The 24,381-nt window shown below is 58.7% G+C and carries 23 protein-coding genes and 1 tRNA gene; 9 read left to right on the top strand and 15 right to left on the bottom strand.

All coding sequences use genetic code 11. The features are described 5' to 3' along the window. Window positions 1-23: 23 nt before the first annotated feature. The 10 genes from IM284_RS20395 to mltB all read right to left on the bottom strand — a co-directional run bounded on the left by IM284_RS20395 (window position 24) and on the right by mltB (window position 9,750). Window positions 24-116 (bottom strand) — tRNA-Ser (locus IM284_RS20395). 342 nt (window positions 117-458) lie between these two features. Then, on the bottom strand, window positions 459-644 hold the full coding sequence (gene csrA, locus IM284_RS20390; protein WP_000906486.1) for a carbon storage regulator CsrA: 186 nt from the start codon (window positions 642-644) through the stop codon (window positions 459-461). A gap of 241 nt (window positions 645-885) precedes the next feature. Beyond that, the gene (gene alaS / locus IM284_RS20385) at window positions 886-3,513 is read right to left on the bottom strand and encodes an alanine--tRNA ligase (protein WP_028014187.1); all 2,628 of its coding nucleotides are present in this window, start codon (window positions 3,511-3,513) and stop codon (window positions 886-888) included. Window positions 3,514-3,644: 131 nt separating this feature from the next. Further along, window positions 3,645-4,145: a recombination regulator RecX gene (gene recX / locus IM284_RS20380; protein WP_047367510.1), complete on the bottom strand. Its 501-nt coding sequence runs from the start codon at window positions 4,143-4,145 to the stop codon at window positions 3,645-3,647. Window positions 4,146-4,213: 68 nt separating this feature from the next. Next, window positions 4,214-5,272: a recombinase RecA gene (gene recA / locus IM284_RS20375; RefSeq protein WP_028014189.1), complete on the bottom strand. Its 1,059-nt coding sequence runs from the start codon at window positions 5,270-5,272 to the stop codon at window positions 4,214-4,216. 89 nt (window positions 5,273-5,361) lie between these two features. Beyond that, complete coding sequence (gene pncC / locus IM284_RS20370) at window positions 5,362-5,859, bottom strand: nicotinamide-nucleotide amidase (protein WP_028014190.1); 498 nt, start codon at window positions 5,857-5,859, stop codon at window positions 5,362-5,364. Window positions 5,860-5,988: 129 nt separating this feature from the next. After that, window positions 5,989-6,867, bottom strand: coding sequence for a metal ABC transporter substrate-binding protein (locus IM284_RS20365; protein WP_028014191.1), 879 nt, complete (start codon window positions 6,865-6,867; stop codon window positions 5,989-5,991). Between the two features lie 14 nt (window positions 6,868-6,881). Beyond that, a complete protein-coding gene (locus IM284_RS20360; protein WP_047367509.1) occupies window positions 6,882-7,742 on the bottom strand; it encodes a metal ABC transporter permease in 861 nt (286 codons plus the stop codon). Then, window positions 7,739-8,392 carry a metal ABC transporter ATP-binding protein gene (locus IM284_RS20355; protein ID WP_028014193.1) on the bottom strand — a complete coding sequence of 218 codons (654 nt, stop codon included), beginning with the start codon at window positions 8,390-8,392 and terminating at the stop codon, window positions 7,739-7,741. Before IM284_RS20355 ends, IM284_RS20360 begins: the two co-directional genes overlap by 4 nt. A 257-nt stretch (window positions 8,393-8,649) precedes the next feature. Further along, window positions 8,650-9,750, bottom strand: a complete 1,101-nt coding sequence (gene mltB / locus IM284_RS20350; protein ID WP_193055873.1) for a lytic murein transglycosylase B — start codon at window positions 9,748-9,750, stop codon at window positions 8,650-8,652. Between the two features lie 253 nt (window positions 9,751-10,003). Here mltB and srlA point away from each other — a divergent pair, with 253 nt between their 5' ends. The 7 genes from srlA (at window position 10,004) to gutQ (ending at window position 14,914) form a co-directional block, all read left to right on the top strand. Further along, a complete protein-coding gene (srlA, locus tag IM284_RS20345) occupies window positions 10,004-10,567 on the top strand; it encodes a PTS glucitol/sorbitol transporter subunit IIC (RefSeq protein ID WP_003862164.1) in 564 nt (187 codons plus the stop codon). Continuing rightward, on the top strand, window positions 10,564-11,523 hold the full coding sequence (locus tag IM284_RS20340) for a PTS glucitol/sorbitol transporter subunit IIB (protein ID WP_045261264.1): 960 nt from the start codon (window positions 10,564-10,566) through the stop codon (window positions 11,521-11,523). Before srlA ends, IM284_RS20340 begins: the two co-directional genes overlap by 4 nt. Window positions 11,524-11,535: 12 nt before the next feature. Then, window positions 11,536-11,898: a PTS glucitol/sorbitol transporter subunit IIA gene (srlB, locus tag IM284_RS20335; protein ID WP_045261263.1), complete on the top strand. Its 363-nt coding sequence runs from the start codon at window positions 11,536-11,538 to the stop codon at window positions 11,896-11,898. A 14-nt stretch (window positions 11,899-11,912) separates the two neighbouring features. Continuing rightward, complete coding sequence (gene srlD, locus IM284_RS20330) at window positions 11,913-12,692, top strand: sorbitol-6-phosphate dehydrogenase (protein WP_047367508.1); 780 nt, start codon at window positions 11,913-11,915, stop codon at window positions 12,690-12,692. A gap of 67 nt (window positions 12,693-12,759) precedes the next feature. Beyond that, a complete protein-coding gene (gutM, locus tag IM284_RS20325; protein WP_028014197.1) occupies window positions 12,760-13,119 on the top strand; it encodes a transcriptional regulator GutM in 360 nt (119 codons plus the stop codon). 63 nt (window positions 13,120-13,182) lie between these two features. Next, complete coding sequence (locus tag IM284_RS20320; protein WP_010434430.1) at window positions 13,183-13,956, top strand: DNA-binding transcriptional repressor; 774 nt, start codon at window positions 13,183-13,185, stop codon at window positions 13,954-13,956. Then, entirely contained in the window at window positions 13,949-14,914 is a 966-nt protein-coding gene (gene gutQ / locus IM284_RS20315; RefSeq protein ID WP_041908497.1) for an arabinose-5-phosphate isomerase GutQ, read from the top strand. The genes IM284_RS20320 and gutQ overlap by 8 nt, the downstream gene beginning before the upstream one ends. Here the strand turns inward: gutQ and norR are convergent. Continuing rightward, the gene (gene norR, locus IM284_RS20310; RefSeq protein ID WP_047367507.1) at window positions 14,911-16,425 is read right to left on the bottom strand and encodes a nitric oxide reductase transcriptional regulator NorR; all 1,515 of its coding nucleotides are present in this window, start codon (window positions 16,423-16,425) and stop codon (window positions 14,911-14,913) included. The genes gutQ and norR overlap by 4 nt on opposite strands. A 187-nt stretch (window positions 16,426-16,612) precedes the next feature. On the opposite strand from norR, the gene norV reads away from it, so the two are divergent. Beyond that, window positions 16,613-18,055 carry an anaerobic nitric oxide reductase flavorubredoxin gene (gene norV / locus IM284_RS20305; RefSeq protein WP_028014201.1) on the top strand — a complete coding sequence of 481 codons (1,443 nt, stop codon included), beginning with the start codon at window positions 16,613-16,615 and terminating at the stop codon, window positions 18,053-18,055. Then, window positions 18,052-19,185 carry an NADH:flavorubredoxin reductase NorW gene (gene norW, locus IM284_RS20300; RefSeq protein WP_047367506.1) on the top strand — a complete coding sequence of 378 codons (1,134 nt, stop codon included), beginning with the start codon at window positions 18,052-18,054 and terminating at the stop codon, window positions 19,183-19,185. Before norV ends, norW begins: the two co-directional genes overlap by 4 nt. Before the next feature lie 90 nt (window positions 19,186-19,275). On the opposite strand, the gene IM284_RS20295 is transcribed toward norW, so the two are convergent. From IM284_RS20295 to IM284_RS20280, 4 genes are all read right to left on the bottom strand, one after another. Continuing rightward, the gene (locus IM284_RS20295) at window positions 19,276-20,298 is read right to left on the bottom strand and encodes a HoxN/HupN/NixA family nickel/cobalt transporter (protein WP_045261259.1); all 1,023 of its coding nucleotides are present in this window, start codon (window positions 20,296-20,298) and stop codon (window positions 19,276-19,278) included. Between the two features lies 1 nt (window position 20,299). Continuing rightward, window positions 20,300-22,516 (bottom strand): carbamoyltransferase HypF, encoded by a 2,217-nt coding sequence (gene hypF, locus IM284_RS20290; RefSeq protein WP_193055872.1) that lies wholly within the window; start codon window positions 22,514-22,516, stop codon window positions 20,300-20,302. A 6-nt stretch (window positions 22,517-22,522) separates the two neighbouring features. Continuing rightward, the gene (gene hydN / locus IM284_RS20285) at window positions 22,523-23,068 is read right to left on the bottom strand and encodes an electron transport protein HydN (RefSeq protein ID WP_008499565.1); all 546 of its coding nucleotides are present in this window, start codon (window positions 23,066-23,068) and stop codon (window positions 22,523-22,525) included. A 133-nt stretch (window positions 23,069-23,201) separates the two neighbouring features. After that, the gene (locus IM284_RS20280; protein ID WP_032644912.1) at window positions 23,202-24,215 is read right to left on the bottom strand and encodes a LacI family DNA-binding transcriptional regulator; all 1,014 of its coding nucleotides are present in this window, start codon (window positions 24,213-24,215) and stop codon (window positions 23,202-23,204) included. Window positions 24,216-24,381: the final 166 nt, after the last annotated feature.

Here is a 24,381-nt window from a genome sequence, read left to right as displayed (position 1 = left end):
CCAGCTGAGCTACGGATGCAAAATGGCGGTGAGGCGGGGATTCGAACCCCGGATGCAGCTTTTGACCGCATACTCCCTTAGCAGGGGAGCGCCTTCAGCCTCTCGGCCACCTCACCACACAACGCCTCTTTCGAGTGCTTCGAGCAACTCGTTAAGAGCTTCTCGTCGCTGCGTGGCGCATATATTACTTTCTGGGACTTATAAGTCAAACAATTTTCCAAAAGCTTTTATCGTTTGCACAAATCACACGCAATTCGCATGTAAAAGCCGCAAAGAGGGTGTTTTATAAGCGGATTTTGCAGGCAATGCCACAGAAAACATCTGCCGAAATGGCGGTATTGAGACGAGTTAAGGGTAACGGAGTGGTTAAAAAGAGAGCGATTGAAATTAAACGGTAACTTTGAGCAGGAAAAATAGCGGGAGGGTTGCGTCTCGCCCGACAGCGAGACGCGACAATATCAGTAACTGGACTGCTGGGATTTTTCAGCCTGGATACGCTGGTAGATCTCTTCACGGTGGACAGATACTTCTTTAGGAGCGTTAACACCAATACGTACCTGGTTACCCTTTACCCCTAAAACTGTCACGGTGACCTCATCCCCAATCATGAGGGTCTCACCAACTCGACGAGTCAGAATCAGCATTCTTTGCTCCTTGAAAGATTAAAAGAGTCGGGTCTCTTGTATCCCGGCATTATCCATCATATAACGCCAAAAAGTAAGCGATGACAAACACGTAAAGTGTAAGCAGTCACGGCATCACATTCTGTTAAACGTAAGTTTAGCCGATATACACAAACTCAACCTGACTTTATCGTTATCGATAGCACAGTGAACAAGACGCCATAACGTTGCCGCTATGGCGTCTGCTTGTGCTTTGTAGTTATTACAGTTTCGCGCTTACCCAGCTTTCAACGCTGGCTAATGCCGCAGGAAGTGCCGCCGCATCCGTACCACCGGCTTGCGCCATGTCCGGACGACCGCCACCCTTGCCGCCCACCTGCTGAGCGACCATACCAATCAGTTCCCCTGCTTTAACGCGGTCGGTCACATCCTTAGAGACGCCCGCAATCAGAGAAACCTTACCTTCTGCCACTGTCGCCAGCACGATAACGGTAGAACCAAGCTGGTTCTTGAGATCGTCGACCATAGTACGCAGCATCTTAGGCTCAACGCCCGCCAGATCGCTGACCAGCAGTTTGACGCCCTTAATGTCTACCGCTTTACTGGAGAGGTTTGCACTCTCCTGCGCCGCAGCCTGCTCTTTCAGCTGCTGCAGCTCTTTTTCCAGCTGACGAGTACGATCCAGCGCAACGCGCACTTTCTCGCCCAGATTCTGGCTATCGCCTTTCAGCAGCTGCGCGATGTCGTGCAGCTGATCGCTCTGCGCATGCAGGCTGGCGATTGCGCCTTCACCGGTCACCGCTTCAATACGACGCACACCTGCAGCCGTACCGGATTCGGAAACAATGCGGAACAGGCCGATGTCACCGGTGCGCGAGGCGTGAGTACCGCCGCACAGTTCGGTAGAGAAGTCGCCCATGCTCAGCACGCGAACGCGCTCGTCATATTTCTCGCCAAACAGCGCCATCGCACCTTTTTTCTTCGCGTCCTCAAGATCCATGATGTGGGTCTCAATTGGCAGGTTACGACGGATCTGCGCGTTCACCAGGTCTTCCACCGCGCGAATTTCAGACGGCTTCATCGCTTCAAAATGCGAGAAGTCGAAGCGCAGCACTTTATCGTTTACCAGAGAACCTTTCTGTGCAACGTGGGTACCCAGCACGTCGCGCAGGGCTGCGTGCATCAGGTGGGTTGCAGAGTGGTTCAGACGAATGCGCGCACGGCGTGCTTCATCAACGTTAGCCTGTACGCCCTCGCCCACTTTCAGAGAACCGGATACCAGTTTGCCCTGGTGACCGATCGCCTGACCGTATTTCTGGGTGTCGCTGACGCTGAAGCTAAAACCGTTGCCTTTCAGTTCGCCTTTATCGCCAACCTGACCGCCGGATTCCGCATAGAACGGCGTTTTGTCCAGAATGACGACGGCTTCCTGACCCGCGCTGATGCTGTCTACGGCTTTACCGTCAACAAACAGGGCGGTCACTTTGCCGGTCAGTTCCAGCGCTTCATAACCTTTGAATTCAGACGCGCTATCAACGCGGATCATCGCGTTGTAGTCTGCACCGAAACCGCTGGACTCACGCGCACGACGACGCTGCTCTTCCATCGCGGCTTCAAAGCCTGCTTCATCAACTTTGATGTTGCGCTCGCGGCAAACGTCCGCCGTCAGGTCAACCGGGAAGCCGTAGGTGTCGTACAGGCGGAAAGCGGTTTCGCCATCCAGCGTGTCGCCCTTAAGCTTCGCCAGTTCTTCGTCCAGCAGCGCCAGACCGCGCTCCAGCGTACGAGCGAACTGCTCTTCTTCGGTTTTCAGAACCTGCTCAACCTGCGCCTGCTGGCGTTTCAGCTCGTCGCCGGCTGACCCCATCACGCCAATCAGTGGCCCAACGAGTTTATAGAAGAAGGTGTCCTTCGCGCCCAGCATGTTGCCGTGACGGATCGCACGGCGAATGATACGACGCAGCACGTAGCCACGGTTTTCATTCGACGGAATAACGCCGTCGGCAATCAGGAACGCACATGAACGAATATGGTCTGCGATAACGCGCAGCGATTTGTTGTTCAGATCGGTCGCGCCGGTAACGTTCGCAACGGCTTTGATCAGAGTGCTGAACAGGTCAATCTCGTAGTTGGAGTTAACGTGCTGCAGAACCGCGGCGATACGCTCCAGGCCCATACCGGTATCAACGGATGGCTTCGGCAGCGGCTCCATGGTGCCGTCAGCCTGGCGGTTGAACTGCATGAAGACGATGTTCCAGATCTCAATATAGCGATCGCCGTCTTCTTCCGGGCTGCCTGGAGGGCCGCCCCAGATATGGTCGCCGTGATCGTAGAAGATCTCGGTGCACGGACCGCAAGGACCGGTGTCGCCCATCTGCCAGAAGTTATCAGACGCATATGGCGCGCCTTTGTTATCACCGATGCGAATAATACGCTCGCGCGGGATACCCACTTCTTTTTCCCAGATTTCGAACGCTTCGTCATCGGTTTCGTAGACGGTCACCCACAGACGCTCTTTCGGCAGGTTGAACCAGTTTTCACCGGTCAGCAGCTCCCATGCGTATTGAATGGCATCATGTTTGAAGTAGTCGCCGAAGCTGAAGTTACCCAGCATTTCGAAGAAGGTGTGGTGGCGCGCGGTGTAACCGACGTTTTCCAGGTCGTTGTGTTTACCGCCCGCACGCACGCAACGCTGTGAGGTTGTGGCGCGGGAATAATTACGCTTGTCGAGACCAAGGAACACATCCTTGAACTGGTTCATCCCGGCGTTGGTAAACAGCAGAGTCGGATCGTTGTTCGGTACCAGGGAGCTGCTGGCAACAACCTGGTGTCCCTTACTATGGAAAAAATCGAGAAACGCCTGACGGATCTCAGCGGTGCTCTTGCTCATAATTATCCTGAAATCAAGCTAACGAAATGTCGTAGCCAGCCTGTATCGGTAAACCGTTGGACGGACCAGCTACTGGAAAAAGTGGGAATAAGATAAGTTTTCTTTAGTGGGAAGTAAAATCCCGCATGCGTTCAATCGGCAAAATTACGCCAGATATCCTGAATATCTTCCATCAGAAAGCCGCGGTAGAGCAAAAAGCGCTGGATTTTGACTTTTTCTGAAAATTCACGCGGCAGCGGTTCGCCGTACTTACGAATCGCCTGCTCTTTTGCCAACTCGCACCAGTCGATGTCGCTTTCGCGCATCGCTTTTTCGATGGACTCCCTGGCCACCCCTTTCTGGCCTAGCTCCTGGCGGATGCGCGCGGGCCCATACCCTTTGCGACCACGGCTGGCGAGAAAACGCGAGGCAAACCGGTCATCGTCCAGATAATGATGCTCATAGCACCAGGCCACCACGCGGTCGTAGTCTTCCGCAGTGGCATCAATCTCCTCCGGCCCGTTTTTGCTCATGACAGGCGCTGACAGCTTCCGCCGCAGCTCCTGTTCACTGTGGTCGCGCACGGCGAGAATGCGTACCGCACGATCCAGCAAGCGCGCGTAGGCGGGTCGGCGTGATGTCGGTTCACTCATAAAAAACCTGCAGAATCAGAAATGCAAAAAGGGCCGCGTCAGCAGCCCTTCATCTTTACACGAGAGACTTAAAAGTCTTCGTTGGTTTCTTCAGCATCCGCGGCATCCACCACGAAATCAGGCTTGGAGTCCTGGTTGTTCAGCAGAAGCTCACGCACCTTCTTCTCAATCTCTTTCGCCGCAGCCGGGTTCTCTTTCAGCCAGGAGATAGCATTCGCTTTACCCTGACCAATCTTGTCACCGTTGTAGCTGTACCAGGCGCCCGCTTTTTCAATCAGCTTCTCTTTCACGCCCAGGTCAACCAGTTCGCCGAGGAAGTTGATACCTTCGCCGTAGAGGATCTGGAATTCGGCCTGTTTGAACGGTGCTGCGATTTTGTTCTTCACAACCTTCACGCGGGTTTCGCTACCCACCACGTTCTCGCCCTCTTTCACCGCGCCGATACGGCGGATATCCAGACGGACAGAGGCGTAGAATTTCAGGGCGTTACCACCGGTGGTGGTTTCCGGGTTACCGAACATCACACCAATTTTCATACGGATCTGGTTGATGAAGATCAGCAGCGTATTGGACTGCTTCAGGTTACCGGCCAGCTTACGCATCGCCTGGCTCATCATACGTGCCGCGAGGCCCATGTGAGAGTCACCGATTTCACCTTCGATTTCCGCTTTTGGCGTCAGCGCCGCAACGGAGTCGACGATGATCACGTCAACCGCACCGGAGCGTGCCAGCGCGTCACAAATTTCCAGCGCCTGCTCGCCGGTGTCCGGCTGGGAACACAGCAGGTTGTCGATATCAACGCCCAGCTTACGGGCATAGACCGGGTCCAGCGCGTGCTCGGCATCGATAAACGCACAGGTTTTACCTTCGCGCTGCGCCGCTGCAACAACCTGCAGGGTCAGCGTCGTTTTACCTGAGGATTCCGGACCGTAGATTTCTACGATACGCCCCATCGGCAAACCGCCCGCGCCCAGTGCGATATCCAGAGAAAGCGAACCGGTGGAGATAGTTTCCACATCCATGGAACGGTCTTCACCCAGGCGCATGATGGAGCCTTTACCGAATTGCTTTTCGATCTGGCCCAGTGCTGCCGCCAACGCTTTCTGTTTGTTTTCGTCGATAGCCATTATTACTCCTGTCATGCCGGGAGAAGCAACTGCGCTTCACCATGGACTTCTGTTCTGTTGGTGCAATTATACTGTATAGTCATACAGTATCAAGTATTTTGTAGAAATTGTTGCCAGAGCGTTTTTAACGCATAAACGGTAGCCTGACGACGCACGCTTTCGCGATCGCCGCTGAAGCACTCCCGGCGGGTGATCCCTTCCCCTTTGGACGTGGCAAACCCGAACCAGACGGTGCCGACAGGCTTCACGTCGCTGCCGCCGTCCGGCCCCGCGATGCCGCTGATGGAAATGGCGTAATCTGCCCTCGCCTCTTTCAGCGCGCCAATGGCCATTTCAATGACAACCGGTTCGCTGACCGCGCCATGCTGTTCCAGCGTGGCTTCGCGCACGCCAATCATCTGCGCCTTAGCTTCGTTACTGTAGGTCACAAAGCCACGTTCAAACCAGGCGGAACTGCCGGCGATATCGGTAATCGCTTTCGCCACCCAGCCGCCGGTGCAGGATTCCGCGGTGGTAATAGTCGCGCCACGCTGCTTCAGGGCAAGGCCAACGATCTCGCTAAGCTGCATCAATTCATGGTCAGTCATTCTTGCTCCAGGCTTGAGAAAAACGTGCAGCACAAGATAGCACTTTCTCGTCAGATATGGGGATGCGCTTCAGGTTTTACGAGGGGGCTTCAGAAAAAAGCCGGTGCGGGCGCACCGGCTGTAAAAATATTATTTCATGCTGTTCGCAAGCGTATCGACATTATGGCGAAACGCCTTAACGTAGGTGTCTGCTGCCCCACCTTTTGCCGACAGGGCTTCCGGGTAAAGTTCGCCGCCCGGCTGTGCGCCCGTCGCCGACGCAATCTGCTTCACCAGACGCGGATCGAGCTGGTTTTCCATAAACCACGTTTTCACGCCGTCGGCTTTAATCTGCTTGATAATCTCCGCCACCTGCGACGCGCTGGCCTCGCTCTCTGAAGAGAGTCCTTGAGGTGCCATGAAGGTTACGCCGTAAGCGCGGCCAAAATAACCAAACGCGTCATGGCTGGTCAGCACTTTGCGCTTTTCCTGCGGGATCTGGCTAAAGCGCGTTTTTGCCCAGCTGTCCAGTTGAGTCAGTTGCGCAATGTATGGTTTTCCTGAAGCCTCCAGCGCCGCTTTGTCTTCCGGATCGGCTTTCACCAGCCCGTTCAGAATATTTTGCGCATACAGCGCACCGTTCGCCGCGCTGTTCCAGGCGTGCGGATCGGTCACGGTCTTTCCATCTTCCTCAAGCGTGTGGGTTTTCACCCCGTTTGAGGCAACGACCAGCTGGCCTTTGAACCCGGAGGCTTTCACCAGGCGGTCGAGCCAGCCTTCCAGCCCCAAACCGTTGACCACGACCACGTCAGCCTTGCTCAGCGCCGCGCTGTCCTTAGGCGACGGTTCGAAGGTATGCGGATCGCCGTCCGGCCCCACCAGCGTCGTCACGTTTACACGATCGCCCCCCACCTCCTGCGCGATATCCCCCAGTATCGAAAAGCTGGTGACCACATTCAGCGTTTTCGCCATCACGCTATGCGACATCATCCCCAGCGCTAGCGCCATGATTAATCCTGTACTTTTCATCGTTTCCCCTTGCGTTAATAAAGCGCCCGCAGGCTGCCAGCCAGCCTGCTGCGCGTGCCAAATAAAACGGAAATAAAGAACAGCGCGCTGGCGGTCAGCACAATAGATGGCCCCGCGGGTAAACTTGCCGCCCAGGAGAGGCTTAGCCCCAGCCACGCGCAGAAAATACCGCTGATACCAGCCATCAGGAGTAATCCGGGTAAGGTGCGGACCCAACAGCGCGCCGCCACCGCCGGGAGCATCATCAGCCCGACGGCCATCAGCGTGCCGAGCACCTGAAAACCGGCCACCAGGTTCAGGACCAGCAGCGCCAGAAACAGGCCGTGCAATACGCCTGGTAGCCAGCGGGCATTCACCTCCAGCCAGGCGGTGTCAAACGCCTCCGTCACCAGCCCGCGGTAAAAAAGAGCCAGCATGATAAGGGTGAAGATGCACACGCCGGTCACAAACAGCGCGGCGTCGTTGTCCACCGCGAGGATTGAGCCAAACAGCAGATGCAGCAGATCGACATTCGAGCCGCGCAGAGATACCAGCGTGACGCCCAGCGCCAGTGACCCCAGGTAAAAACCGGCAAAGCTGGCATCCTCTTTCAGCGGCGTGCGGCGGCTGACCAGCCCGGCCACCAGCGCAACGGCAATCCCGGCGATAAACCCGCCGACGGTCATAGCCAACAGCGACATCCCGCTGAGCAAATACCCCACGGCGACGCCGGGCAAAATGGCGTGAGAAAGCGCATCGCCCATCAGGCTCATCCGGCGCAGCTGAAGAAACACGCCGAGCGCGGTGGTGCTGACGGAGAGCGCCAGGCAAACCACCAACGCGCGGCGCATAAAGCCGAATTCGATAAACGGCTGGAAGAATGTATGCCAGATCATGCCACCCTCACCCGTTCGGTTTTCCATTGGGGGGCGTCAGCATCCAGCCGCAGCGTCTGCGGGAAGTGGCGCGCCACGCGCTCGCTGTCGTGCAGTACCGCGAGCAGCGTTTGCCCCTGCATATACATCTCCAGCATCAGATCCATCAGCACGTTGCAGGTCGCTTCATCAACGCCGGTGAAGGGCTCGTCGAGCATCACCAGCGGCGCCTGCTGTACTAACACGCGGGCAAAAAGCATGCGCTGAAACTGGCCGCCGGAGAGTTCATCAATGGTGGAGAGCGCCATCGACTCCAGCCCCACGCGCTCAAGTGCACCACTAATGCGCAGACGCGCTTCGCGACGAAAACCGGCGAAAAGCGAAATTCCGGGCCAGCAGCCCATGCTCACCACGTCCTGCACGGTCAGCGGAAACTGCGCTTCCAGCGCGTGACGCTGCGCCAGCCATCCGATTACCGGTCGTCTACCCTGCCAGTGAAATCTGCCGCTGACGGGCGGAATAAATCCGGCGAGGGTTTTCAGCAGCGTGGATTTGCCGCAGCCGTTGGCGCCGATAATCGCGGTCATGCTGCCGCGTTCAATCACGCCCGAAAGCGGACGCGTGACGGGCTGGCGGTCGTAGCCCGCAACCAGTGCGTTCATCACGATCATGGCAGCGCCACCGCCCAGCGCACGGCCAGCCCGAGAAACAGAATGAGCACCATCGCCAGCAGCAGCCGAACCGGGGATGAGAGAGAAAACAGGGACATGGATATTTCAACTCAAAAATAATGTTATAACATAACAATAATGAAAGGCGATGAAGATGTAAACGGCGGGAATGAAATGGGAGTGTGGCGAAATGTTTCTGCGGGAAAGAGGTGCGCGCGGGTGCCCTCTCCCTGTGGGAGAGGGCGGAATAAGGCGAGTTACTGACTAAACGGCGACGCCGCCGGGACGCGAGCCTGCGATACCGCCAGCCCCAGTTGCCACACCGCCATCGCATAGTGGGTGCTATGGTTGTAGCGGGTGATGGTGTAGAAGTTCGGCATGCCGTACCAGTACTGGTAGCCGGTTCCCACGTCCAGACGCAGCAGGCTCACCTGGTCAACATTGCCCAGCGGCTGGGTTGGCGTTAAGCCTGCCGCCGTCAGCTGTGCAACGCTGTATTTGGTTTTAAAGCCGTTTTCCAGACCAAACGCTTCGCCGTTCGCCTGCACGGCAACCTGGCCGCCCGGCGTCCAGCCGTGCGCTTTGAAGTAGTTCGCCACGCTGCCGATGGCATCCACCGGATCCCACAGGTTAATGTGACCATCCCCGTTAAAGTCGACGGCATACTGCTTATAGGAGGACGGCATAAACTGGCCGTAGCCCATCGCGCCGGCAAATGACCCTTTCAGATCGAGCGGATCGTCCTGCTCGTTGCGCGCCATCAGCAGGAAGGTTTCCAGCTCGGAAGAGAAATACTCCGCGCGGCGCGGGTAGTTAAAGGAGAGCGTCGCCAGTGCGTCGAGGATGCGGGTTTTGCCCATCACGCGCCCCCAGCGGGTCTCTACGCCGATAATCCCGACGATGATTTCCGGCGGCACGCCGTAAACCTGCCACGCGCGGTTGAGCGCATCTTCATACTGGTTCCAGAACGCCACGCCGTTTTGCACGTTGTCCGGGGTAATAAACTGTTTGCGGTAGCGCAGCCATGCGCCGTTCGGCCCGCTCGGCACCAGGGCGGATGGTGCCTGCCTGTCCATCAGACGCAGAACGTAGTCCAGACGCTTCGCCTGAGACAAAATTTCATGCAGCTGCTGGCGGTCGAAACCGTGTTTGCTCACCATTTTATCGATGAACTGCTCGGCCGCCGGGTTATTCGCGAAGTCGCCTCCCATCTGCATCATATTGTGCTGCGGCTCCAGCAGGAATCCCCCGGAAGGCGCGCCCGCCGTTTGCTGAACGGCTTCGGTCTTAGGTTTGCTGCTACAGGCAGACAGCAGGATAAGCGCAGGCAACAGCGCTGCATAACGACGCTTGAACATGAGACATCCATTTAACGGGTTCGATAAGAACCCAGTATGGTAAAGCATCCGCAACACCTCAAGGAAGCGGTACGCGCCTCCACAACGCAAATCCGCGCTTTTTTCCACCGAAAATCATTCACCCCATCAATTAACTTTCAAAATAATACATTTTTCTTTCATTGTGAGATCTAACTAACACTTTAAAACCTTTCAAAGTGATTATTATTAGCCGCAGTTATACAAAAACAAAAAAGCCCCACAGGAGAGAAGAATGATAGAGACCATCACCCACGGCGCCGAGTGGTTCATCGGGCTGTTTCAGAAAGGCGGAGAAGTGTTCACCGGCATGGTGACCGGGATCCTGCCCCTGCTGATCAGCCTGCTGGTGATCATGAACGCGCTGATCAACTTTATCGGCCAGCAGCGCATCGAACGCTTTGCCCAGCGCTGCGCCGGTAACCCGCTGTCCCGCTACCTGATATTGCCATTCATCGGCACCTTTGTTTTCTGTAACCCGATGACCTTAAGCCTCGGCCGCTTTATGCCGGAAAAGTACAAGCCGAGCTACTACGCCGCCGCCTCCTACAGCTGCCACTCGATGAACGGCCTGTTCCCGCACATCAACCCCGGAGAGCTGTTTGTCTACCTCGGGATCGCCAGCGGCCTGACCACGCTTGGCCTGCCGCTCGGCCCGCTGGCGGTGAGCTACCTGCTGGTTGGCCTGGTGACCAACTTCTTCCGCGGCTGGGTGACCGACCTCACCACCGCTATTTTCGAGAAAAAAATGGGCATCCAGCTTGAACAGAAGGTCCATCTTTCAGGAGCGACAGCATGAACCGGATCCGCATTGAGAAAGGCACGGGCGGCTGGGGCGGCCCGCTGGAGTTCGACGCCACCGAAGGCAAAAAGATCGTCTACATCACCGCGGGCACGCGCCCGGCGATTGTCGACAAGCTGCGCGAGCTGACCGGCTGGGAAGCGGTTGACGGCTTTAAAGAGGGCGAGCCGCCGGAAGCGGACATCGGCGTGGCGGTGATTGACTGCGGCGGCACGCTGCGCTGCGGCATCTATCCGAAGCGCCGCATTCCGACGGTGAATATTCACTCCACCGGGAAATCCGGCCCGCTGGCGCAGTACATCCTTGAGGACATTTATGTCTCGGGCGTGAAGGAGGACAACATCACTCTGGTGAATGGCACTGCCGCGCCGCAAAAAGCAGCCCCGCGCGAGTACGACACCAGCAAGAAGATCACCGAGCAGAGCGACGGCCTGCTGGCAAAGGTCGGGATGGGGATGGGCTCCGCCGTGGCGGTGCTGTTCCAGTCCGGACGCGACACTATCGATACGGTGCTGAAAACAATTCTGCCGTTTATGGCGTTCGTCTCGGCGCTGATCGGCATCATCATGGCGTCCGGTCTGGGCGACTGGATTGCCCACGGCCTCGCCCCGCTCGCCAGCCACCCGCTCGGGCTGGTGACGCTGGCGCTGATCTGCTCCTTCCCGCTGCTGTCGCCGTTCCTCGGCCCGGGCGCGGTGATTGCCCAGGTCATCGGCGTGCTGATAGGGGTGCAGATTGGTCTGGGCAACATTCCCCCGCACCTCGCCCTGCCCGCCCTGTTTGCCATCAACGCCCAGGCGGCGTGCGACTTCATCCCCGTGGGGCTGTCGCTGGCCGAAGCGCGCCAGGACACCGTGCGCGTGGGCGTGCCGTCCGTGCTGGTGAGCCGCTTCCTGACGGGCGCGCCGACGGTGCTGATTGCCTGGTTTGTCTCCGGCTTTATCTATCAATAAGAGGTTCCTGCAATGAACGTCATTTACCAGACCACCATTACCCGCATCGGCCAGAGCGCAGCGGACGCGCTGAGCGACCAGATGCTGATCACCTTCCGCGAAGGCGCTCCGGCGGATATCGAAGAGTTTTGCTTTATCCACTGCCACGGCGAACTGAACGGCGAGCTGAAGGCCGGGAGCCAGCTGGAGCTGGGCGAGGCGCGCTATGCCGTGACCGCCGTCGGCGACGTGGCCGAACAAAACCTGCGCGAGCTCGGCCACATCACCCTGCGCTTCGACGGCCAGCCGCAGGCGGAATACCCCGGTACGGTTCACGTGGATGGCCCGGTTCCGCAGGCTGTCACCCCAGGCTGCACGTTAAAATTTGTTGCGTAATTAAGGAGAGTCACATGAGTCAGGTTGCCGTTGTCATTGGTGGGGGACAAACCTTAGGCGAGTTCCTCTGCCGTGGGCTTGCCGCTGAGGGTTACCGCGTGGCGGTAGTGGACATTCAGAGTGAAAAAGCCGCCCGCGTGGCCGACACCATTAACACCGAGTTTGGCGAAGGGATGGCGTACGGGTTTGGTGCCGACGCCACCAGCGAGCAGAGCGTGATGGCGCTGGCCCGCGGCGTGGACGAGATTTTTGGGCGCACCGACCTGCTGGTCTACAGCGCGGGGATTGCGAAAGCGGCGTTTATCAGCGATTTCGAACTGGGGGATTTTGACCGTTCGCTGCAGGTGAATCTGGTGGGCTATTTCCTTTGCGCCCGCGAGTTTTCCCGCCTGATGATCCGCGACGGCATTCAGGGGCGCATCATTCAGATCAACTCAAAATCCGGGAAAGTGGGCAGCAAGCACAACTCCGGGTACAGCGCGGCGAAGTTTGGCGGCGTGGGGCTGACGCAGTCCCTGGCGTTGGATCTGGCCGAATACGGGATTACCGTGCACTCGCTGATGCTGGGCAACCTGCTGAAATCGCCGATGTTCCAGTCCCTGCTGCCGCAGTACGCCACCAAGCTCGGCATCAAGGCTGAGGAAGTGGAGCAGTACTACATCGATAAAGTGCCGCTGAAGCGCGGGTGTGACTATCAGGACGTGCTGAACATGCTGCTGTTTTACGCCAGTCCGAAAGCGTCGTACTGCACCGGGCAGTCGATTAACGTGACCGGTGGGCAGATCATGTTCTGATCGAGCGGCCTGATGCCCTCACCCTAACCCTCTCCCACCGGGAGAGGGAACAAAACAAGGAGTCGATATGGTAACCGCACTCATCACCGTCGCTGCCCTCGCCTGGCTGTGCCAGATGGCGTTTGGCGGCTGGCAGATCCACCAGTTTAACCGCGCGTTTGATGCGCTGTGTCAGAAGGGCCGCGTCGGCGTCGGGCGTTCCGGCGGACGCTTTAAACCGCGCGTGGTCGTCGCCGTAGCGCTGGACGAGCACGACCGGGTGTGCGATTCCCTCCTCATGCGTGGCATGACGGTATTTGCCCGTCCGGCCAAAATCCAGGCAATCAACGGCCTCTTGTTACAGGAATTGCAGCCTGATGTGATCTTTCCCCATGATCCACTCTGTCAGAATGCACTATCATTAGCGCTCAATCTGAAACATGGATAATTTCGTTGTGAAAGTTATAGACTTGCGAAATTATCATTTCGCAACCTAAGGAACGAAGCGCCTATGAAACCACGTCAGCGGCAGGCGGCCATTCTCGAGCATCTGCAAAAGCAGGGAAAATGCTCGGTAGAGGATCTGGCCCACTACTTTGACACCACCGGCACGACAATACGCAAGGACCTGGTATTGCTCGAAAACTCTGGCGCCGTTATTCGCACCTACGGCGGCGTGGTGCTCAACAAGGACGAAGCGGACCCGCCAATCGATCACAAAACGCTGATCAATACCCACCAGAAAGCGCTGATTGCCGAAGCCGCCGTCAAATTTATCCAGGACGGCGATTCCATCATCCTCGACGCAGGCAGTACCGTCCTGCAGATGATCCCCCTGCTCAGCCGCTTTAACAACATCACGGTGATGACCAACAGCCTGCACATCGTCAACGCGCTGTCGGAGTTCGACAGCGAGCAGACCATCCTGATGCCCGGCGGCACCTTCCGCAAAAAATCGGCGTCCTTTCACGGCCAGCTGGCGGAAAACGCTTTCGACCACTTCAGCTTCGATAAACTGTTTATGGGCACCGACGGCATCGACCTGAACGCAGGCGTCACGACGTTTAACGAGGTGTTCAGCGTCAGTAAAGCGATGTGTAACGCCGCGCGGGAAGTCATTTTAATGGCCGACTCGTCGAAGTTTGGCCGCAAAAGCCCCAATATTGTCTGTAGCCTCGAAAGCGTTGATAAGCTGATTACCGACGCGGGTATCGATCCGGCGTTCAAAAAAGCGCTGGAAGAAAAAGGCATCGACGTGATCGTAACCGGAGAAAGAGATGAGTGATTTTCTGTTAGAAACGGGCCGCCAGACGCTGATGCTGGAGCTGCAGGAAGCCAGCCGCCTGCCGGAACGTCTGGGCGAGGATTTTGTCCGCGCCGCCAACACCATTATCCACTGCGAAGGCAAAGTGATTGTGGCGGGCATCGGTAAATCTGGCCATATCGGCAAGAAGATTGCCGCGACGCTCGCCAGCACCGGTACCCCGGCGTTCTTCGTGCATCCGGCAGAGGCGCTGCATGGCGATCTCGGGATGATCGAAAGCCGCGACGTGATGCTGTTTATCTCTTACTCCGGTTCGGCCAAAGAGCTGGATCTGATTATTCCGCGCCTGCAGGAAAAATCGGTCGCCCTGCTGGCGATGACCGGGAAACCCCGCTCGCCGCTGGCGCTGGCCGCCAAAGCGACGCTGGATATTTCCGTTGAGCGTGAAGCCTGCCCGATGCACCTCGCCCCGACCTCCAGCACCGTTAACACCCTGATGATGGGCGACGCGCTGGCGATGGCGGTAATGCAGGCGCGCGGATTCAATGAGGAAGATTTTGCCCGTTCGCATCCGGCAGGTGCGCTCGGCGCGCGACTGCTCAACAAGGTTCACCATCTGATGCGCACCGACGATGCCATTCCGCAGGTCAAACTCGATACCAGCGTGATGGACGCGATGCTGGAGCTGAGCCGCACCGGTCTGGGGCTGGTTGCGGTATGCGATGACGGCGGAAACGTGAAGGGCGTGTTCACCGACGGCGACCTGCGCCGCTGGCTGGTGGGCGGCGGCAGGCTGGAAACAAACGTGTCTGACGCCATGACCAAAGGCGGGCTGACGCTCAACGCCGACAGCCGCGCCATTGAAGCCAAAGAGGTGCTGATGAAGCGCAAAATCACCGCCGCACCGGTGGTGGACGAGCACGGCAGGCTGTGCGGCGCTATCAACCTGCAGGACTTCTACCAGGCCGGGATTATTTAACCCTTCAGCCCAAGACGCTTCGCCAGCCGGTGCAGGTTGGCGACGTCCATCTCCAGCGCCCGCGCGCACGCCGCCCAGCTGCGGTTATTCTGCTCCAGCGCGCGGGTAATCATCTGACGCTGAAACTCTTCCGTCGCTTCGCGCAGGTTTTCGATTGCGCTCTCAGGCACAGCAGGCTTCACGGTCGGGGCATTTTCCTCATGCAGCGCAAAATGGCGCGCATGAATCACCACTTCATCCCCCGAGCGCGTCGCCCTCGCCAGCACCACCGCGCGGTGAATCGCATGCTCCAGCTCGCGCACGTTGCCCGGCCAGCCGTAGCTGAGCAGATGCGCTCTCGCCCCCGGGCTAAGCACCACGCGGGACAGCCCCATTTTGAGACGGCACTGTTCGCAGAAATAACCCGCCAGCAGCACCACGTCGTCTCCGCGCTCACGCAGCGGCGGCACGGACAGCGGGAACACGCTCAGGCGATGGAAAAGGTCGGCTCGGAACTGCCCGGCCAGCACCGCTTCGCGTAGATCCCGGTTGGTCGCAGCAAGGACCCGCACGTCCACCCGCAGGCTGCGGTCATCCCCCACGCGCTGGATGTCGCCGTACTGCAATACGCGCAGCAGCTTGGCCTGAAGTGAAAGGGAAAGCTCGCCAATCTCATCAAGAAACAGCGTGCCGTTATCGGCCATTTCAAACTTGCCGCTGCGGTTGCTGATGGCCCCGGTAAACGCCCCTTTGACGTGACCGAAAAGTTCGCTCTCCGCCACGCTTTCCGGCAGCGCGGCGCAGTTGAGGTACACCAGCGGGTTGACCGCGCGCGGCGAAGCTTCGTGGATGGACTTCGCCACCAGCTCCTTACCGGTACCGGTCTCTCCGAAGATCAGCACGTTCAGATCGGACGCGGCAACAATCTCAATCTCTTTTTTGAGCTGCGCCATGCCGGGTGAAAGGCCGATCATCTCGGTGTGCGCCACCGGCTCAAACGCCGTCGGGCTACCGGGAAGAATATTCTGGCTCTCCAGTTGCTCTATCAGCAGTGCATTGTTCAGCGCCCCGGCTGCCAGCGCCGCAATCAGGCGCAGTTCTTCGTCGCTGAAGGTGTCGAACTGGTCCGGCGACATGCCGTCGAGGGTTAATGCGCCAATCAGATTCTGCCCGGCGAACAGCGGCAGGCCAATACAGGCGTGCACCTTCAGGCTCTCCTGCCCCGGAATCAGGCCGTCGTACGGATCGGGCAGATCGCTGTCTGCCGGGAAACGCACCACGTCGCCCGCGCGGGCGATGGTTTCCAGACGCGGGTGGCCCTCCAGCGTAAAGCGCCGCCCGAGTACGTCCTTCGCCAGGCCGTCGATAGCCAGCGGAATAAACTGCCGCCCTTCGTAACGCAGCAGCGCCGACGCATCGCAATCCAGCACGTGGCGCAGCGTGGAGATCAGGCGCTGAAAGCGGTCCTGATGGCCGATACCGGTTTGCAGCTCAATGGCGATCTTCGCCAGCACGTCTACGGAAAAGCTCATGTCTGCCTCACTGTCATTTTGACAATGAATAATGTCATATTGACTCTTTTTAGGATAGTCATAATGACTACTCACTATGGGGCATTAAATCACAACTTATTGAATATTAATAATTTAAAAAATTGGCACGCAACTTGATGTAAGCAAACCATCTTATTTGAAAACGCTGTATTAAGTTGAGGTTGCTATGTCTATTCTGGTTAAAAATAACATTCATTGGGTGGGTCAACGTGACTGGGAAGTGCGCGATTTCCACGGGACGGAATACAAAACGCTGCGCGGCAGCAGCTACAACAGCTATCTCATCCGCGAAGGTAAAAACGTCCTGATCGATACCGTCGATCACAAATTCAGCCGTGAGTTCGTGCAGAACCTGCGCGGTGAAATCGACCTGAATGACATCGACTACATCATCATCAACCATGCGGAAGAGGACCACGCCGGGGCGCTGACCGAACTGATGTCCCACATTCCGGATACCCCAATCTACTGCACCACCAACGCCATTGATTCAATTAACGGCCACCACCACCATCCGGAGTGGAACTTCCACACCGTAAAAACTGGCGACACGCTGGATATCGGCAACGGCAAGCAGCTGATCTTCGTCGAAACCCCGATGCTGCACTGGCCGGACAGCATGATGACCTACATGACCGGCGACGCGGTGCTGTTCAGCAACGACGCCTTCGGCCAGCACTACTGCGACGAACGTCTGTTTAACGATGAGGTGGATCAGACCGAGCTGTTCGAACAGTGTCAGCGCTACTACGCCAACATCCTGACTCCGTTCAGCCGCCTGGTGACGCCTAAAATTACCGAAATCCTCGGCTTCAACCTGCCGGTGGACATGATTGCCACCTCCCATGGCGTGGTTTGGCGTGAAAACCCCACCCAGATCGTCGAGCTGTACCTGAAGTGGGCCGCGGATTACCAGGAAGATCGCATCACCATCTTCTACGACACCATGTCCAACAACACCCGCATGATGGCGGACGCGATTGCCCAGGGTATCAATGAAGTTGACCCGAACGTGGCGGTGAAAATCTTCAACGTGGCGCGCAGCGATAAGAACGAGGTATTGACCAACGTCTTCCGCTCCAAGGGCGTGCTGGTGGGTACCTCCACCATGAATAACGTGATGATGCCGAAGATTGCCGGCCTGGTGGAAGAGATGACCGGCCTGCGCTTTCGTAACAAACGCGCCAGCGCCTTTGGCTCTCACGGCTGGAGCGGCGGCGCGGTAGACCGTCTTTCCACCCGTTTACAGGATGCGGGTTTTGAGATGTCCATGAGCCTGAAGGCGAAATGGCGTCCGGATATCGACGCGCTGGAAATCTGCCGCCAGCATGGCCGCGACATCGCCCGTCAGTGGGCGCTCGCCCCGCTTCCTGAAGTCACCGCAAAACCTGCGGAACAGCCACAAACCTGTTCTGCGGCAGCCAGCGCCGATCTCGGTCCGCGCATGCAGTGCAGCGTCTGCCAGTGGATCTACGATCCTGAGCTTGGCGAACCGCTGCAGGATGTAGCCCCGGGCACGCCGTGGAGCGAGGTGCCGGACAACTTCCTCTGCCCGGAATGCTCCCTCGGTAAAGACGTGTTTGATGAACTGGCAACGGAGGCAAAATGAGCAACGGCATCGTTATCATCGGCTCGGGCTTTGCTGCCCGCCAGCTGGTGAAAAATATCCGCAAACAGGATGCAAACGTGCCGTTGACGCTGATCGCCGCCGACAGCATGGACGAGTACAACAAGCCTGATTTAAGCCACGTCATTAGCCAGAATCAGCGCGCCGATGACCTCACCCGCCAGACGGCGGGGGAGTTCGCAGAGCAGTTCAACCTGCGCCTGTTTCCGTACACCTGGGTCACCGATATCGATGCCGACGCCCACGTGGTAAAAGCGAAAGAGAAAACCTGGCAGTACGACAGGCTGGTGCTGGCGACCGGGGCATCTGCGTTTGTGCCGCCGGTTGAGGGCCGCGAGTTGATGATTATCCTCAACAGCCAGCAGGAGTATCAGGCCAGCGAAACCCGGCTACGCGATGCCGCCAGAGTGATGATCGTCGGCGGCGGGCTGATCGGCACCGAGCTGGCGATGGACTTCTGTCGGGCGGGAAAATCCGTGACCCTGGTTGACCACGCAGCGAGCATTCTGTCGGTGCTGATGCCCGCAGAAGTAAGCAGTCGCTTACAGCATCGTCTGACCGATATGGGCGTGCATCTGATGTTGAAATCGCAGCTACAAAGCCTGAGCAAAACCGAAGGCGGTATCCGTGCCACGCTCGACCGCAGCCGCAGCGTAGAAGTGGATGCGGTGGTTGCCGCGACGGGCCTGCGCCCGGAAACCGCGCTGGCGCATCGTGCAGGGGCTGAAATCAACCGCGGCGTGAAGGTAAATAGCTACCTGCAAACCACGCGGCCGGATATTTATGCCCTGGGCGACTGCGCGGAAATTAACGGCCAGGTGCTGCCCTTTCTGCAACCGATACAATTAAGCGCCATGTATCTGGCAAAAAACCTGCTCGGCGGCAGCGCGCCGCTGAAATTACCCGCCATGCTGGTAAAGGTCAAAACGCCGGAATTGCCGCTGCATCTTGCAGGTGAAACGCAGCGTCAGGATCTGAACTGGCAAATTACCCTCGAACCGCAGGGAATGGTGGCGCGCGGCACCGATGCTGACGGTCTGATGCGCGCCTTTGTCGTCAGCGAAGACCGGATGAAGGAGGCCTTCGCCCTGCTGAAATCGCTACCTGCTTAACCCTCGTATTGCCGGGTAGCGCTCCGCTTACCCGGCCTACATGCAGACCCGCGCAAGCGTAGCGCCGCCGGGTAAAACAGGGTGGGGAGTTCAGGAACGCACCACCAGCGCGTCGTAGCCGCGCCAGCGATAGTTGGCCATGGAGATGAGCCAGCAGGCAACGAACAGCCCGACAACCACAAACCCGGCGTTGCCCAGGTTGTCATTTACCGCGCCGATCAGATCCCAGATGCCGCCGCTGAGGGCAAATTTATCCATCAGCAGACCCAGCGCTTCCAGCCCGCCGATAAACAGCGCCACCACCACGGAGGTGCCGGTGATGGTCATGTTGTAGTAGAGCTTGCGCTGCGGTTTATCAAACGCCCAGCCGTAGGCACCGACCATCAGCAGGTTATCGAGCGTATCCACCAGCGCCATGCCGCTGGCGAAGAGCGCCGGGAAGATCATGATTGACCACACGGACATCCCGCTGGAGGCGCTGGCGGCGGAGATCCCCAGCACGCCAATTTCGGTGGCCGTGTCGAAGCCGAGGCCAAACAGGAAACCCACCAGATACATCTGCCAGCTTTTATTGACGAGGCGGAAGGTTTTACCGAACAGCCAGTTCATAACGCCCCCCTGGGCAGGCAGCGTGACGTCACCCTGCACCGTCTGGCCCTTTTTCAGCGCCTGGAAACTGCGCCAGACGCCGCGCAGGATCACCATATTCACCAGCGCCATCGCCAGCAGGAAGGTGGCGGATACCGCAGTGCCAATCAGGCTGCCGGTTTCGTGGAACCATTCCATGTTTTTCTGAAACGCCGTGGCGGTGGCGGCGATGGCAATGGAGGCCAGCACCACGATGGTGGAGTGCCCCAGCGAGAACCACGCCCCCACCCCGCACGGGCGTTTGCCCTGCTGCATCATCTTACGCGTCACGGTATCAATGGCCGCGATGTGGTCGGCATCCACCGCATGGCGCAGCCCGTAGCACCACGCCAGCAGGCTGGCGGCCATCAGCGCCGTGCTGCCGCTAAAAGAGTGCCATGCCCATCCCCAGGCCAGCAGGTTTGCCATTACCAGAGCCAGCAGCAGAAGCGCGGCGCGAGGTTCGTTGCGTAACAGTCGTAACATTTTAAATCCTTTTTGAACATGACCGGGCAGCGGCAACCACCGCCTGCCCGAAGGAGATCGCTCCGTCACCTGCGGGCAGGCGCGAAGGAAAAAGAAGCGTAAAGTCAGAAAGATAATGACGCAGGCGCGCGCGCAGCAGGCGGTTGTGCAACACGCCGCCGCTGAAGCAGATTGTCGAAATCGATAAGCGTCGGGCATGGCGCGCGGCGAGCTGAGCCAGCCCTTTTGCCAGCGCGTCGTGAAACGCCCACGCGCGCTCGCAGGGCTCCGCCTGCCAGTTCAGCCACTGCTGCCAGAACAGCGCAAGGTTATTCGCTTTCAGAATCACCGGATGGTCAACGCCCGCGCACTGCGATGCCAGCGCCTCCAGCCTGCACGCTGCCTCGCCTTCGTAGCGCTGCGCGTCGATGCCCAGCGCGCAGGCGACCGCATCAAACAAACGCCCGCAGGACGACGCCTGCGGCGCGTTGATGCCACGCTGGATCGCCGTTGCCAGCAGCGGCCAGCTGTGGCGCTGAACCGCTCGCGTTTCCGGGTAGCGTTGCCAGTCCGGGACAAACGCCAGGCAGTGGGCGAGCAGATTACGCCACGGCTGCTTTGCCGCCAGATCGCCGCCCGGCAGCGCCACGGCAGGCAGGCCGCCGAGCCGTTCGCAGTCGAGATAGTTCACCCGCAGGCACTCTCCGCCCCACAGCGCGCCGTTCTCGCCCTTGCCGATCCCGTCCAGCGTCAGAGCGATAGCGTCTCCGCTGCCGAGCGGCCAGCCGTTCTCCGCCAGGCACGCCGCCGCGTGAGCGTGATGATGCAGCACGGTTTCGACGGGCAGCGCCTGCTCCTGCGCCCACCGGCGCGCGCGATACCCCGGATGGGCATCGCACACCAGCTTATCAGGCTGGAAAGCGTAGATGTCCTGCATCGTCGAGAGCGCGCTGCGCCACTGCGCCTCTACGCCCTCGTCGCTCAGATCGCCAAAGTGCTGGCTCACCACCGCCTGGTTGCCTCGCACCAGGCAGAAGGTGTTTTTCATCTCTGCACCGGTGCACAGCATGGCGGGGATATTCTCAAAACCCACGGGCAACGTGACGGCATCGGGCACAAAACCCCGGGCGCGACGCAGGATAGCGCCATCCCGATCCATCACCGAATCATCCATGCGCTGCAGGATGTCGCGGTTGTGCAGCAGGAAGCCGTCCGCGATGCCGCTGAGATCCTCCAGCGCCTGCGCGTTGGTGACGGCAGGCGGCCTGCCACTGAGGTTGCCGGAGGTCATCACCAGCGGGCGCCGGCAGTCCATCAGCAAAAGATGCTGGAGCGGGTTCGCGGGCAGCATCACGCCAACGCAGTCGAGCCCTGGGGCAATTTCCTCGGGAAACGCGGGAAGCGAAGCTTTCAGCGTCAGCACGATCGGTGCCGCGGGCGAGCGTAACAGCGTCTGTATCGTCTCCGGCAGATCGTCCGCATCCGGTAGCATCACCGCCAGCGGCTTCGTCGGGCGCTGCTTGCGCATTCGCAGTTTCTGTACCGCCTGCGGATCCAGCGCGTCGCAAACGAGGTGGAAACCGCCCAGCCCTTTCACCGCGACAATGCCGCCGCCTTTCAGCATCGCCACCGCCGCGCGTAAAGCCGACTCGCGTATGGCAACAGCATCTCCGGCTCGCCATTCCAGCTGCGGCCCGCAGTCCGGGCAGGCCACCGGCTGGGCGTGGAAGCGGCGGTCGGCCGGGTTGCGGTACTCGGTTTCGCACGGCGCGCAGAGCGGGAATGCGGCCATCGACGTGGCCGGACGGTCGTACGGCATGGCGCGGATAATGGTAAACCGCGGCCCGCAGTGGGTGCAGTTGATAAACGGGTAACGATAGCGGCGCTCGCGGGGATCGCGCATTTCAGCCAGACACGCCGGGCAGGTGGCGGCATCCGGCACGATTTGCGTATCCATCGCCCCGCGATCGCTGTGGCGGATGGTAAAGTCCTCAGGCATGTCCGCCCAGGTGAACGGCTGCGTTTCAACGCGATCGATGCGCGCCAGCGGTGGGCAGTCCTGATGCAGCCTCGCGGTAAAGTCCCCCCCATTACCCGCGAGACGCACCAGGACACCCTCTCCGTCGTTGCAGACATCGCCCACAAGCTTCAGCCGGTGCGCCAGCTGCCAGACGAAGGGCCGAAACCCCACGCCCTGCACTTTGCCGCGCACCCGAAGCAGTACGCCGTTAACGCTCATCGCAGCTTAAAACAGCAGCGATGACGAGGTGTCGAACGCCGCGCGACGGCGTTTTTCTGCGCTCATCTGCTCAAGCTTGTCACGATCCACGCAGACCAGCGCGTGCGTCGGGCAGGCCTCCATACAGGCCGGGCCGGCTTCGCGGTGATAGCAAAGATCGCATTTATTGGCTTCGGCTTTCTCTGCCCGCACGCTCAGCCCCATGCCGCTGTTGCGCACCACCGGGCGGACAACCACCTCCATCGCGCCATACGGACACGCCACCACGCAGGTTTTGCAGCCGATGCAGCGCTCCTGCATCACGTGCACAAAGCCCTTCTCGCGCTTAATCGCCCCGTTCGGGCAGACGTTCGCGCACGGCGCATCTTCGCACTGGCGACAGATGGCGGCGGTGGAAATATTCACACCTTTAATGACGTGAATGCGCGGCAGGAAGGTATCGGGAGTGAGAGAGGCGCAATCCTGCTCCGCCTGGTGGGAAACCACGCACGCCACTTCACAGGTACGGCAACCAATGCACTTGCTGGCATCGGCCATAATAAAACGGTTCATCTGCTTCTCCGGCATAACTGTTATGCGCGAAGCTATTCATAAACCGTGCCAATATTTAACCCACTGATTTTTAACAATAATAAAAACGCAGCGTTTCTGTCATCGTCATTAGTGACGATGACAGATGTCGACGTCAGCGGTGCGGGCCATCGGTAACGGAGTCGCGCAGAACAAGCTCGCCAGAAAAGGTTTGCTGATATTTGAACTCTCCGCCGTCGAGCATGAAAATCAGGCGACTGACGATCTCCTGGATCATCGCCGTCACCGGAATACGGACGCTGGAAAGCGACGGCACGATGTAGGGCGCTATCGCCACGTCGTCAAAGCCGATGACGGACACCGCGTCCGGCGTGGCGACGCCGCTGTCGTGCAGCTGCTTGATGGCGCCGATCGCCATATCGTCGTTGCTCGCCACCAGCGCGGTAAACGGTTCGCCGCGGGAGAGGAGTTGAGTGACCGCCGCCGCGCCGCTGGCCGGGTTCCACTTCCCTTCGGCGATAAGCGCGTCACGCGCTGCAATACCGTGCTGCGCCAGCGCATCCCTGTAACCGGAAAGACGCTCAACCCCGGTGGGGGAATCCAGCGAACCGGTGATAAAGGCAATCTCCCGGTGCCCTTTCGCAATCAGCTGCGACACCGCGTCCTGACACGAGGCTTTATGATCGGACCAGACGCTGTGGCTGCTGTTTTTCCGCAGACGGCGGTTAAGCACCATAATCGGCTGCTCGCATTTCTCGACGAGCTCGTCCAGCTCTTCCACACTGAGAAAACGCGGGTAGATAATTACCGCATCGCAGCGCATATCCAGTAGATACTGGATCGCCTCGCGCTCTTCTTCGGCGCTGTGCTTGCCGTCGGCGAGGATCAGCTGCCGCCCTTTTTCTTCCGTCATCCGCGCGGCGTTAAACAGCAGCTCGCTAAAGTAGACGCCGTGATACAGGGTGTTGGTCACTACCAGCCCAAGCGTCTGGGTGCGTTTGGTCGCCAGATTTCGCGCCAGCAAGTTCGGGCGATAGCCGCTCTCTTCAATGGCCTGAAAAACCCGGTCTTTGGTCTCCTGGCTAACGTAGCCGTTGCCCGACAACACCCGGGAAACCGTCGCTTTCGACACGCCTGCCCGCTTCGCCACTTCCAGCATCGTGGTCATATTGTTCTTCCATCCGAAACTCATGCGGGCAGTGTACTGCACCGCGAAAAAATTGTCGCAGCGACGACGTCACGCTTTCTACACCCCACTGCGATCTTCATCACGAAAAGAAAAAATGTCCAAAAAGCGGTCTTGTTTCAACAAAAGAAACTCATGATGATTATGT

The organism is Enterobacter cloacae complex sp. P12RS (genome assembly GCF_014895875.1).
Taxonomy (GTDB): Bacteria; Pseudomonadota; Gammaproteobacteria; order Enterobacterales; family Enterobacteriaceae; genus Enterobacter; species Enterobacter bugandensis.
Note: the sequence above shows the minus strand (reverse complement) of the source record. Positions and strands in the feature narration are given on the sequence as shown.